The 12,556-nt window shown below is 54.7% G+C and carries 11 protein-coding genes; 7 read left to right on the plus strand and 4 right to left on the minus strand.

Annotated elements, in window-relative coordinates:
* From lpoB to BH714_RS04620, 6 genes are all read left to right on the plus strand, one after another.
* Entirely contained in the window at window positions 1-648 is a 648-nt protein-coding gene (gene lpoB / locus BH714_RS04595) for a penicillin-binding protein activator LpoB (protein WP_014169586.1), read from the plus strand.
* On the plus strand, window positions 629-1,453 hold the full coding sequence (thiK, locus tag BH714_RS04600) for a thiamine kinase (RefSeq protein WP_040017150.1): 825 nt from the start codon (window positions 629-631) through the stop codon (window positions 1,451-1,453). The genes lpoB and thiK overlap by 20 nt, the downstream gene beginning before the upstream one ends.
* Before the next feature lie 11 nt (window positions 1,454-1,464).
* Window positions 1,465-2,490 carry a beta-N-acetylhexosaminidase gene (gene nagZ, locus BH714_RS04605; protein ID WP_040017151.1) on the plus strand — a complete coding sequence of 342 codons (1,026 nt, stop codon included), beginning with the start codon at window positions 1,465-1,467 and terminating at the stop codon, window positions 2,488-2,490.
* 34 nt (window positions 2,491-2,524) lie between these two features.
* Window positions 2,525-3,067 carry an alpha/beta hydrolase YcfP gene (ycfP, locus tag BH714_RS04610; RefSeq protein ID WP_013097106.1) on the plus strand — a complete coding sequence of 181 codons (543 nt, stop codon included), beginning with the start codon at window positions 2,525-2,527 and terminating at the stop codon, window positions 3,065-3,067.
* 236 nt (window positions 3,068-3,303) lie between these two features.
* Window positions 3,304-4,608 (plus strand): NAD(P)/FAD-dependent oxidoreductase, encoded by a 1,305-nt coding sequence (locus BH714_RS04615; protein WP_025204449.1) that lies wholly within the window; start codon window positions 3,304-3,306, stop codon window positions 4,606-4,608.
* Between the two features lie 192 nt (window positions 4,609-4,800).
* Window positions 4,801-5,340, plus strand: a complete 540-nt coding sequence (locus tag BH714_RS04620; RefSeq protein WP_008500779.1) for a glycine zipper 2TM domain-containing protein — start codon at window positions 4,801-4,803, stop codon at window positions 5,338-5,340.
* Between the two features lie 60 nt (window positions 5,341-5,400).
* On the opposite strand, the gene comR is transcribed toward BH714_RS04620, so the two are convergent.
* Window positions 5,401-6,036, minus strand: a complete 636-nt coding sequence (comR, locus tag BH714_RS04625; protein WP_040017152.1) for a TetR family copper-responsive transcriptional repressor ComR — start codon at window positions 6,034-6,036, stop codon at window positions 5,401-5,403.
* A 244-nt stretch (window positions 6,037-6,280) separates the two neighbouring features.
* Here comR and bhsA point away from each other — a divergent pair, with 244 nt between their 5' ends.
* Window positions 6,281-6,538: a multiple stress resistance protein BhsA gene (gene bhsA, locus BH714_RS04630; protein WP_013097102.1), complete on the plus strand. Its 258-nt coding sequence runs from the start codon at window positions 6,281-6,283 to the stop codon at window positions 6,536-6,538.
* A 79-nt stretch (window positions 6,539-6,617) separates the two neighbouring features.
* Here bhsA and ldtC read toward each other — a convergent pair whose 3' ends face one another.
* The 3 genes from ldtC to BH714_RS04645 form a co-directional block, all read right to left on the minus strand.
* Window positions 6,618-7,583: a L,D-transpeptidase LdtC gene (ldtC, locus tag BH714_RS04635; RefSeq protein ID WP_040017153.1), complete on the minus strand. Its 966-nt coding sequence runs from the start codon at window positions 7,581-7,583 to the stop codon at window positions 6,618-6,620.
* Window positions 7,584-7,732: 149 nt separating this feature from the next.
* Window positions 7,733-11,179 (minus strand): transcription-repair coupling factor, encoded by a 3,447-nt coding sequence (mfd, locus tag BH714_RS04640; RefSeq protein ID WP_020884658.1) that lies wholly within the window; start codon window positions 11,177-11,179, stop codon window positions 7,733-7,735.
* Window positions 11,180-11,327: 148 nt separating this feature from the next.
* Window positions 11,328-12,401 (minus strand): acyltransferase family protein, encoded by a 1,074-nt coding sequence (locus BH714_RS04645; RefSeq protein WP_040017154.1) that lies wholly within the window; start codon window positions 12,399-12,401, stop codon window positions 11,328-11,330.
* Between the last annotated feature and the right edge of the window lie 155 nt (window positions 12,402-12,556).

The raw sequence follows: 12,556 nt of genomic DNA on the forward strand, positions 1-12,556 counted from the left end.
TTGATTAAAAATTTGAGCCGTTATGCGCTCGTGACTGCTTTCGCTCTGTTCCTCGCAGGGTGTGTGACCCGAACTGAAGAGCCTGCGCCTGTGGAAGAGGCCAAACCGGGTACCGAGCAGCCGACACAGCCAACGCAGCCGCCGCCAACCGTACCGACTGTGCCGTCTATTCCGTCGCAGCCTGGTCCAATTGAACATCCGGATCAGACATCGCAGCCTGCGCCGCGCGTTCGTCATTATGACTGGAACGGTGCGATGCAACCGATGGTCGGCAAAATGCTGCAGGCTCAGGGTGTGACCGCGGGCAGCGTATTGCTGGTTGATAGCGTGAATAACCGTACCAACGGTTCGCTGAACGCGGGCGAAGCGACAGAAACCCTGCGCAATGCCCTGGCCAATAACGGTAAGTTTACGCTGGTCTCGGCACAGCAGCTCGCGGTAGCCAAGCAGCAGTTGGGCCTGTCACCGCAGGACAGCCTCGGTTCACGCAGCAAGGCGATTGGGATTGCCCGTAACGTCGGTGCGCAGTATGTGCTTTACTCCAGTGCCACCGGTAACGTGAATACGCCAGCCCTGCAGATGCAGCTGATGCTGGTTCAGACAGGCGAGATTATCTGGTCAGGTAAAGGTGCCGTTACGCAACTCTGACAGGACGCGTGAAGAGATCCTGACGCGTTATTTTCCACAGTATCGCCTTATCGCGCCGCAGGCCCCTTCCGGGCTTGGCGGCGCGAGTTGCATTATAGAGCAGGGCGAGCAACGTCTGGTATTGCGGCAGAATCACGATCCCTCAGCGTCTGCATCCCATTTCCGCCGTCAGTTTCGGGCACTGAAACGCCTTCCGGCGGATCTGGTGCCAAAGCCCCGTTTTTACCGCCAGGGCTGGATGGCCGTGGAGTATCTGGCAGGGGAGATCGGCAACACGCTACCGGAAACGGCAGTGCTTGCGGCTATGCTCTGTCATCTGCACCGGCAATCGCGTCTGGGGTGGCGGGTGACGCTGCTGCCATTGCTTGAACAATACTGGCAGCAGGCTTCGGCCGACAGGCGAACCCCATTCTGGCTGGCACAGCTAAAACGGCTGCGTAAAACGGGCGAACCGCAGCCGCTTCGGCTCTCGCCGCTGCATATGGATGTTCATGCCGGAAATATTGTTCATACGTCCCTCGGTGCGAGGCTTATCGACTGGGAGTATGCCGGTGACGGAGACGTGGCGCTGGAGCTGGCGGCCGTCTGGTCGGAAGATGATACTGCGCGGCAGCGGCTCATCACCGACTACGCCCGGATAGCGCACATGAATGTCGACGCCCTGAGGCGTCAGGTGAGGCGCTGGCGACCGTGGGTCGTCATGCTGATGGCTGGCTGGTTTGAAATGCGCTTTCAGCAATCCCGAGACAAACAATTTATTGCGCTGGCAGATGATGCCTGGCGTCAGTTACAAACTAAAGGATAAGAGAGGTTGGTGTGGGTCCAGTCATGTTGGATGTAGAAGGGTTTGAACTGGATGCGGAGGAGCGTGAAATACTGGCGCACCCGCTGGTGGGAGGCTTGATCCTGTTCACCCGCAACTATCACGATCCGGCGCAGCTGCGAGAACTGGTGCGCCAAATCCGTGCTGCATCGCGCAATCATCTGGTGGTGGCCGTCGATCAGGAAGGCGGACGCGTACAGCGTTTCCGCGAAGGCTTTACTCGCCTGCCTGCCGCCCAATCTTTTGCGGCATTACTGGGCACGGAAGAGGATGGCAAACTGGCGCAAGAGGCCGGCTGGCTGATGGCCAGCGAGATGATTGCCATGGATATCGACATCAGTTTTGCGCCGGTTCTGGACGTGGGGCATATCAGCGCCGCCATTGGCGAACGCTCATACCATGAAGATCCGCGTATTGCGCTGGCGATAGCGAGCTGTTTCATTGACGGTATGCACGATGCGGGAATGAAAACCACCGGGAAACATTTCCCGGGACACGGTGCGGTGACCGCCGACTCGCACAAAGAGACGCCGCGCGATCCGCGTCCGGAAGCTGACATTCGTGCCAAAGATATGTCGGTGTTCCGCTCCCTGATTACCGATAACAAGCTGGACGCTATCATGCCAGCGCACGTGATTTACAGCGACGTCGACCCGCGTCCTGCAAGCGGGTCCGCGCACTGGCTGAAAACCGTTTTGCGTCAGGAACTGGGGTTTAATGGCGTGATTTTCTCTGACGATTTGTCGATGGAAGGGGCGGCGATTATGGGCAGCTACGCGGAGCGCGGTCAGGCGTCGCTGGACGCAGGTTGCGATATGATCCTCGTCTGCAATAATCGTAAAGGTGCCGTCAGCGTGCTGGATAACCTGTCGCCGATCAATGCACAGCGTGTTACACAATTGTATCATAAAGGTTCATTTAGCCGTCAGGAGCTGATGGACTCGGCGCGCTGGAAGACGGTCAACGCGCAGCTTGAAGCCCTGAATGAACGCTGGCAGGCACATAAAGCCAGCCTGTAAATCCTCCCGGAAGGCGTAGCGTGGTGAGAAGACAATGATCATCTATTTACACGGTTTTGACTCAAACAGTCCTGGTAATCATGAGAAGGTCCTGCAACTGCAGTTTATCGATCCGGATGTCCGGCTGATCAGTTACAGCACGCGCCATCCAAAGCATGATATGCAGCACCTGCTCAAAGAGGTGGACAAGATGTTGCAGCTCAACATCGATGACCGTCCACTGATTTGTGGCGTGGGATTAGGTGGTTACTGGGCAGAGCGAATTGGATTCCTGTGCGATATCCGCCAGGTGGTGTTCAATCCTAATCTTTTCCCGAATGAGAACATGGAAGGTAAAATTGACCGCCCTGAAGAGTATGTCGATATTGCCACCAAGTGCGTCAGTAATTTTCGGGAGAAAAACCGCGACCGTTGTCTGGTGATCCTGTCGCGTAATGATGAAGCCCTTAACAGCCACCGGGCGGCTGAGCTGCTGCATCATTACTACGAAATTGTCTGGGATGAAGAACAGACCCACAAATTCAAGAACATCTCCCCGCATTTGCAGCGGATCAAAGCCTTCAAAACCCTGGGCTAAGCCACTGCGTACGACCTGCCAGGCCCGGCCGCGAAAGCGCCGGGCTTTCTTTTTGTCCAGAATTGTCTACTTTTAAGCCATCAAAACTTGATGCATATCAATTTTGGTATGACCAATGCGCCTGACGTGGTATTCTCAATGCACCTGAATGGTTTCAGTGCTGTAACCTGTTGTTAATTAAGGGTTATTTTTATAACTTTTAATTAACAATTGGTTAATAATTTGAGGGGGTCACGTTGACTACGCCATTGAAAAAGATAGTGATTGTCGGCGGTGGTGCTGGCGGGCTGGAGCTGGCTACACAGTTAGGCAAGAAGCTCGGTCGCGGCAAAAAAGCCAAAATTACGCTGGTGGATCGCAACCATAGCCATCTGTGGAAACCGCTGTTGCACGAAGTGGCGACCGGTTCACTGGATGAGGGCGTGGACGCGCTGAGCTATCTGGCACATGCGCGCAATCACCATTTCCAGTTCCAGCTGGGCTCCGTGGTGGATATCAATCGTGAGAGCAAAACCATTACCCTGGCAGAGCTGCGCGATGAAAAAGGGGAACTGCTGGTTCCTGAGCGCAAACTGCCGTATGACACGCTGGTCATGGCGCTGGGCAGTACCTCCAATGACTTCAACACACCAGGTGTAAAAGAGCACTGTATCTTCCTCGATAACCCACATCAGGCACGTCGTTTCCACCAGGAAATGCTGAACCTGTTCCTGAAGTACACCAGCAATATGGGTGCGAACGGGAAAGTTAATATCGCGATTGTTGGTGGGGGGGCGACGGGCGTCGAGCTTTCTGCTGAACTGCACAACGCGGTGAAACAGCTGCACAGCTACGGTTATAAAGGCTTAACCAATGACGCGCTGAACGTGACGCTGGTTGAAGCGGGTGAACGTATCCTGCCGGCGCTGCCTCCACGCATTTCCGGTGCGGCGCATAATGAACTGACCAAGCTGGGCGTGCGGGTTCTGACCCAAACCATGGTGACCAGCGCGGACGACGGCGGCCTGCACACCAAAGATGGCGAGTACATCAAAGCAGACCTGATGGTCTGGGCTGCTGGCATCAAAGCGCCTGATTTTATGAAAGAGATTGGCGGGCTGGAAACGAACCGTATTAACCAGCTGGTGACCGAGCCGACCCTGCAAACCACACGCGATCCGGATATTTTCGCCATCGGCGACTGTGCTTCCTGCGCGCGTCCGGAGGGCGGTTTTGTACCTCCGCGTGCTCAGGCAGCGCACCAGATGGCAAGCCTGGTACTGCACAATATTCTGGCGCAGTACAAAGGTAAGCCGATGAAAGCTTATGTCTATAAAGACCATGGTTCTCTGGTATCGCTCTCGAACTTCTCTACCGTCGGCAGCCTGATGGGTAACCTGATGCGCGGCTCTATGATGGTGGAAGGGCGTATTGCACGCTTTGTCTATATCTCGCTCTATCGTATGCACCAGATTGCCCTGCACGGTTACTTCAAAACCGGGCTGATGATGCTGGTGGGACGAATCAACCGCGTTATTCGACCACGCCTGAAGCTGCACTAATATTCTCTCCCTCCGGGGCCTCCGGAGGGAATTTTTAGCATATCATGCTGCTCATCGTACATTGAGTGCTTAAGAGTTCTCCTAAACACGATATATCTCTCCTCCACGTCCACTTTTTGATCCTTTGTCTTATTGGCGAAGCGCGACCTGCATTGCAAAATTGTTACCAATAGCAACAAAGGAGGAAGTCCCGTGAATAAATCAATGTTGGCGGGTATAGGGATTGGCGTCGCTGCTGCGTTAGGTGTGGCTGCCGTTGCCAGTCTCAACGTACTGGATCGCGGCCCACAATACGCACAGGTCGTGTCTGCTACCCCGATTAAAGAAACCGTGAAAACGCCTCGTCAGGAGTGCCGCAACGTCTCCGTGACCCATCGCCGTCCGGTACAGGATGAAAACCGTATCGCCGGTTCAGTACTGGGTGCGGTTGCCGGTGGTGTGATTGGCCATCAGTTTGGTGGTGGTCGTGGTAAAGATGTGGCGACCGTGGTCGGCGCACTGGGCGGCGGCTATGCCGGTAACCAGGTGCAGGGCGCTATGCAGGATAACGACACGTACACGACGACTCAGCAGCGCTGCAAAACCGTCTATGACAAGTCGGAGAAAATGCTGGGTTACGACGTGACGTACAAAATTGGCGATCAGCAGGGCAAGATCCGTATGGATAAAGACCCGGGCACTCAAATTCCGCTGGATGGAAACGGTCAGCTGGTACTGAATAACAAAGTGTAAAAAAGATGTTCTCTGAACTTAGCTCCTCAAGCGCTCAGGCTGAGGAGCTTTTTTTTTGCGTCAGATTTTGAGCAGTTCAGGCCACAGTTTCAGCGTGGTCGCGGTAATGGTTTGCAGTTTTTCCAGCGTAGCCCCTTCACGAGCGCTTATCGACATACCCTGCAAAATACAGTTCAGGTATTGCGCCAGCATCTGTGGATTACAATGCGCAGGAATTTCACCTCGTTGTTGGCGCTGAGACAGGAACGCGCTTAGCGTCTCTTCCTGCATGGCATGGCGCGATTTCACCGTGTTGGCAATCTCTTTTGAGGAGGCCGCAAGGGTGGCAGAGGTGTTAATCATAAAGCAGCCCGCAGGGGTATCTTTACTGGTGAAGCAGGTCGCGACGGTGGTGAAATAGTCCCGTAGCGCCTGTTCGACGCTTTTCTCTTCACAAAACAGCTGGGCTTCGTGTTTCGCCGCAAAGCGCGAAATGTATCTGTCCAGTACTGCCCTGAACAGCCCCTCTTTATTGGTGAATTCAGCATACAGCGTGGGTGCTTTGGCACCGGTAGCTTCCACCAGATCGGAAAGCGAGGTCGCTTCATACCCATGTTGCCAGAAGAGAGTCATGGCCTTATCAAGCGCAGCATCCCTGTCGAACACTTTTGGTCGGCCACGGCTTTTCTTCGTGCAACTCGTCACGTCGGTTGTCATTTGCCGTTGGTCCTCTGTTGGTTTGTTGAATAATCATTATAAAAATAATCGCGGATGACCACCAGCACTGATGAGAGAAAAATAAATTAATCATATGGGTATGAAAAATAACGAATTTAAAATTTAATTAATGTTCGTTATAAAAAGATGTTGACGCGTGAGCTGGATCACATTTATGATTTACCTATCGATCGTTAACTAAATAGCTAACGACCTCCAAATCATCTGCCCAAAGGTAAAAATCATGAAAAACGTAAAAACCCTCATCGCTGCTGCTGTTCTGAGTTCACTTTCTTTCGCAAGCTTCGCTGCTGTTGAAGTGCAATCAACCCCTGCTGACCAGCATAAAGTCGGGACTATCTCTGCTTCTGCCGGGACTAACCTGGGCTCACTGGAAGATCAGCTGGCGCAGAAAGCTGACGAGATGGGTGCAAAATCTTTCCGCATCACCTCAGTGACCGGTCCTAACACCCTGCACGGCACCGCTGTTATCTACAAATAAGCCTGGCTAAACCCTCATTTATGCCACTGCGATGCCACTGTAAAAAAGCCCTGCTCAGCAGGGCTTTTTTTATTGGGGATCACATCGACTGCTGGGTGACATCCTGATGCCGGGTGACATCGGTGGGCATCCCGGAACGCGCCTCCATCGCACGCTCCATCACGATGCCATCCGTGCGGACATTCGTTTTAAAGCTCACCATCGCGGCATTCAGATTAATTGGCAGTGTCTGCGGATCGTCGCCAATGTTTTTCGATAACGGCTGGTGAATTTCAACCAGTCTTACGCCACCCGGCTCCTCAGAAACCTTAATGGGCGTATTAATAATATTCACTCGGGTACCAGGGGTGATCACGCTATAGAGCGTCTTGATATCATCATCGCGCAGACGAATACAGCCGGAACTGACGCGCATCCCGATACCGAAATCCGCATTTGTTCCATGCAGAAGGTAAACGCCACCATAGGCCGCAAGACGGATCGCGTGGTGACCCATCGGATTCTCCGGACCCGCTGGCACCACAGCCGGCAAATCAATCCCCTGTGCTTTATAGCGAGCACGAATATTAGCCGTTGGCGTCCAGGTTGGGTTGGCACGTTTATCCGATACGGTGGTGACCATTGTTGGGGTCAGCGTGTCGCCGCCCAGCTGGCCAATACCGATTGGATAAACGGTGACTTCATTTTTACCCGGTGGGTAATAGTAAAGACGCAGCTCGGCAAGGTTTATCACGATCCCTTCGCGCGCGACATCCGGGAGAAGGGTCTGCAACGGGATGGTCAGGACGCTGCCAGCGCGTGGCACATAGGGGTCGACGCCAGGGTTAGCCTGCAGCAGAGCCAGAAAGCCTACGTTATATTTTTTGGCAATCGCTTCGAGCGATCCCCCATTATTTTCAACCACATGAAAACGGTTTTCGCCCACGACCTTGCTGCCAGCAGGGGGAAGTGGCCAGGTATTTGCGCGTGCAGGAAGCGCAACAGCGACCGTTGCTGCCAGCGCAAACACGGTTATCCAGCGGGTAAAACGCGAAGAGGTCATCATCACCATAATCCATATAAATAATAAGGTTATTGTTTTATAAGGCGTTAACGATAATTATGGCGAATGGGTATGTCGGGAAATCCAGGTGAAGTGCAAAGAGTTTGTAAATTGTCCCCCCGTAAGCATTGCGCCAACGGGGGGAAGGGGAATTATGCGACAGCGTTCTCTTCCAGCTGACGCATAAAGTGACGAACCCACTCCATCCGGTTTTTACGATCCGTCAGCTCCTGCGTAAATTTCAGACGCGTTGGACCATCCAGACGGAAATGCTGCGGCTGTTTCTGGAGCAGACCGATTAGCCACATCGGATTAACGTGATTCTTCTCGGCAAATTCAATCACGCCACCTTTTTCATTGCCTTCGAGCTTACGAATGCCCAGCTTCTGTGCCTGCTGGCGCAGCCTCGCAATATCCAGCAGGTTTCTCGCGGCATCCGGCAACAGGCCAAAGCGATCGATCAGCTCTACCTTAATTTCATCCAGTTCGTTCTCATTTTTCGCACTGGCGATACGTTTGTAGAACGACAGACGCGTGTTCACATCCGGAATAAAATCATCCGGTAGCAGGGAAGGCATGCGCAGTTCCACCTCAGTCTGCTGGCTGGTCAGATCTTCCAGCGATGGCTCACGTCCGGCCTTCAGGGCATCGACCGCATTTTCCAGCAGCTCCATATAGAGCGAGAAGCCGATGGTTTCCATCGAGCCGCTCTGGTCTTCGCCCAGAAGTTCACCTGCACCGCGGATCTCAAGGTCGTGTGTCGCCAGCGCGAAGCCCGCGCCCAGATCTTCCAGCGATGCGATAGCCTCCAGACGTTTTTGCGCATCGGTGGTCATCGCTTTCGGATGCGGGGTCAGCAGCCAGGCGTAGGCCTGATGGTGCGAGCGGCCAACGCGGCCACGCAGCTGGTGAAGCTGCGCCAGTCCAAAGTGATCCGCGCGCTCAATAATGATGGTATTGGCCGTTGGAATATCGATCCCGGTCTCAATGATGGTGGTACACACCAGGACGTTAAAGCGCTGGTGGTGGAAATCGTTCATCACCCGCTCCAGCTCGCGCTCGCGCATTTGACCGTGACCGATAGCGATGCGCGCTTCCGGCACCAGTTCTGCCAGCCTGTCCGCCGCTTTCTGGATATTCTCCACGTCGTTATAGAGATAATAGACCTGTCCCCCGCGCAGTACTTCACGCAGAATAGCCTCGCGGACGACCAGGTTGTCGTACTCACGAACAAAGGTTTTTACCGCCAGACGACGTGCCGGCGGCGTGGCGATAATCGACAGGTCGCGCATGCCGCTCATCGCCATATTCAGCGTTCGCGGAATCGGTGTGGCGGTCAGGGTGAGGATATCGACGTCGGCACGCATCGCTTTAATACGCTCTTTATGACGGACCCCGAAGCGGTGTTCTTCATCGACGATCAACAGCCCCAGATCTTTCCACTTCACATCACTCTGCAGCAGCTTGTGGGTGCCGATCAGAATATCGATCTTACCCTCGCTGGCCTGTTCCAGAATCTGCGACTGCTCTTTGGTACTGCGAAAACGTGACAGCATCTCAATACGAACCGGCCAGTTGGCGAAACGGTCACGGAAGTTGTCAAAATGCTGCTGGGCGAGCAGGGTGGTAGGCACCAGCACCGCGACCTGTTTGTTGTTTTCTACCGCGAGGAAGGCGGCGCGCATCGCCACTTCGGTTTTGCCGAAGCCGACATCGCCGCAAACCAGCCTGTCCATCGCCAGCGGCTGGCACATGTCGCTCAGCACAGCATTAATGGCCTGGGCCTGATCCGGCGTGGTTTCAAACGGGAAGCTATCGCAGAACATCTGGTACTGTTGTTTATCATGCCTGAAGGCAAAGCCTTCTTTGGCCGCGCGTTGGGCGTAGATATCCAGCAGTTCTGCCGCCACATCACGCACTTTTTCCGCGGCTTTCTGCCGCGCGCGCGCCCAGGCGTCGCCGCCCAGTTTATGTAATGGCGCATGATCTTCTGCACCGCCAGCATAGCGGCTGATGAGATGCAGTGAGGAGACCGGCACATAGAGTTTGGCGTCATTGGCGTAGGTCAGCATCAGGTATTCGCCCTTGATGCCACCGGCTTCCAGCGTCGTCATGCCCTGATAACGGCCAACCCCGTGCTCGAGGTGAACAATCGGCTGGCCGGGGTGCAGTTCGGCGAGGTTACGGATCAACGTGTCCGGATTAATGGTGCGACGGCTGTCCTGACGGCGGCGCGCCACGCGTTCCCCCAGCAGGTCGCTTTCGCAAATCAGCGCCAGATTGTTGAGGGTATCCACAAACCCGTGCTCGGCGGAGCCAATCATCAGATAACGGCCATTACCGGTGGCTTCACTCAGGCGCAAAATACGTTTCGGGGCAATTTTGATCCGCCCCAGCAGTTCACCCAGCGCTTCCCGGCGGCCTTCGCTTTCAACGGAGAACACGACCGGCCCGGTAAAGGATTCGAGGAACTTGCGCAGATTATCCAGCGGCGACTTCTGCTGCGCCTGAACGGATAAATCCGGTAGCGTGCGGAAGGCGAGGTTGGTATTGGCGGCCTTGTCGGCGAGCGAATCGGTTTTGAGCTGCATACGCGGCCAGCGTTTCAGCTCGGCGTTCAGCTCATCAGTGCGCAGCCACAGCACCTCCGGTGGCAACAGCGGACGCATCGGGTCCACGCCCCGGTTTTCAAAGCGGGCGCGGGTTTCGCTCTCAAAACGGCTGGCGCTGGCGTCGATATCACCGGTGTTAACAATCAGCGTATTGGCCGGGAAATAGCTGAACAGCGCGGGCAGAGGCTCGTTAAAGAACAGCGGCTGCCAGTATTCAATACCCGCCGGCAGCGTCCCTTTGCTGACCTGCTGATAGATATGTTCGGCATCGCGTTTGACGTCGAATCTGTCGCGCCACTGGCTGCGGAACAGCTCGATTGCGGTTTTGTCTGTCGGGAACTCATGTGCGGGTAGTAAATTGATGGAGTCCACTTCTTCCAGCGTGCGCTGCGTGTCGGCGTCGAATACGCGCAGGCTGTCGATTTCATCATCGAAGAAATCCAGACGATACGGCTGGTCGCTGCCCATCGGGTAAAGATCGAGCAGTGCACCACGCGTGGCATATTCCCCGTGCTCCATCACCTGATCGACATGGCGATAACCGGCGCTGTCGAGCTGCGCGCGCAGGGCGTCCCGGGACAGGCGCTGGCCTTTTTTCATCACCAGCGCATGGCCATGAAGATAGCTGTGCGGACAGACGCGCTGCATAAGGGTGTTTACGGGGACGATCAGCACGCCGCGCTGCATCGTCGGTAACTGATACAGGGTCGACAGACGAGAGGAGATGATCTCCTGGTGCGGCGAGAAACTGTCATATGGCAGCGTTTCCCAGTCGGCCAGACTGAACACCAGATTGTCAGTGAACTGGCGGATTTCATCATGCAGGCGCAGGGCATTTTGCATATCCGGGGCAACCAGTACCACCGGACCCGGGTGTCGCTCAGCGATTTCTGCCACCAGCGTGGCGCACGCCGCGCCAGTAAGTTCGCCCAGCTGGCGCTGATCGCCCGCTTTGACAGGCAAGGAATATCGATAGTGTTCAGGCATGGCTATGTCAGAGTCTCTTGGGGATATACCAACAGTATTGGGGCATATCACTGATACGCAATGTCTTTATTATCCTCGATCGTTTTACATAATCAAACCGGAACCGCACAGGGAGGAAATTCGCCCCCAAAAGGGGGCGAAAAGCGCATCAGCGGCTGGCCGATGACGGAGAAAGCGTGGAAGGCGGGGAGAAGAACACATCACCAAACAGTGCGGTGGAGACCTTTCGCACCCCAAGCCCGGCAACGGTGCAGAGCAACAGGCTGGCAAACGGGTAGACCAGAATCAACGTCAGCTCCGCCCAGACCGGCCAGTATGCGGCATTCATCTCACCAATCAGGAACAGGCTAAAGGCCTCAATCAGGATGCGATGGGTGGTATAAATCGCGATGGTATTAGAACCGATCACGTTAAGCAGATTATTAGGATGGACGGCATAACGTTGCTCAATGCTGTAGAAAAGCTTCATGATCAACACAATCGACAGCAGGGAGAGCAGCAGCGGGACGTTAGCAAACCACAGCACCACAGAGACGGCAGCGAAGGCGCCTAACGCCAGCCAGGCGCGACGAAGATTGAACCCTTTCATCCACGCCATCAGCTCAGCGCCATACCACGCGCCGAGGCTGTAGTAGATCATGTTGCGCACCACGCTGTTCATTCCCCACCACGGCAGCGGCAGGAAGTTTATCGCGACGCTCGCCAGTGCCAGCAGCCCCAGTACCGGCAGCTTCCAGCGGCTCAGCAGTTTACACAGCGTGAAATAGACCACCAGGGCATACAGATACCAGAGACTGGTGCTGGCGGTGAGCATTCCCTTCACAAACCCGGAAAGGGAATCGGCATAGGCCGCATTGGAGGAAGTGGCCAGTTCACGCTCGGGAGCAAGCCAGGCGTTGAGGTGGCTCAGCGCCTGCCATTGCAGAACGCCCCACAGCGCCAGCACCCAGACAATGCTCCAGATCCGTTTATCGAGACTGGTACGCCAGTCCACCTCATCGATGTAACGTCGAATCAGATAGCCGGAAATGAAGAAAAACACCGGCATGCGGAAGGGAGCAAGATAGAGATTAAAATAGACCCAACATTTGGCGAGAAGACCGGATAACGGATGTTGTAACCCATTGAGATGGGGATAAAAGGTGATGACTGAATGGTAGATAACCACCAGGCAGATACACAGCCCTTTTATCTGGTTAATCCATAATGCTTTTTGCTTCATTGTTCGCGACTACCTTTTTGCCATAAACGAACGAACAATTGTTGTTAAACAAAACCGTGATGTAATGGGTAACAGTCTGTATCAGGAGGTTTTTCGGAAAAGGTGGAGGTCGTACAGGGAGGTTTCAGAGAGTAGTACCCTGATTTATCTGAATT

It is taken from the genome of Enterobacter ludwigii (genome assembly GCF_001750725.1).
GTDB classification, from domain to species: Bacteria; Pseudomonadota; Gammaproteobacteria; order Enterobacterales; family Enterobacteriaceae; genus Enterobacter; species Enterobacter ludwigii.

What these genes read in the sequence shown, in the direction of transcription:
- comR (WP_040017152.1), bottom strand. Translation starts at nt 6,036, where the DNA reads ATGACAACCGACGTGACGAGTTGCACGAAGAAAAGCCGTGGCCGACCA.
- bhsA (WP_013097102.1), top strand. Translation starts at nt 6,281, where the DNA reads ATGAAAAACGTAAAAACCCTCATCGCTGCTGCTGTTCTGAGTTCACTT.
- ycfP (WP_013097106.1), top strand. Translation starts at nt 2,525, where the DNA reads ATGATCATCTATTTACACGGTTTTGACTCAAACAGTCCTGGTAATCAT.
- ldtC (WP_040017153.1), bottom strand. Translation starts at nt 7,583, where the DNA reads ATGATGACCTCTTCGCGTTTTACCCGCTGGATAACCGTGTTTGCGCTG.
- mfd (WP_020884658.1), bottom strand. Translation starts at nt 11,179, where the DNA reads ATGCCTGAACACTATCGATATTCCTTGCCTGTCAAAGCGGGCGATCAG.
- BH714_RS04645 (WP_040017154.1), bottom strand. Translation starts at nt 12,401, where the DNA reads ATGAAGCAAAAAGCATTATGGATTAACCAGATAAAAGGGCTGTGTATC.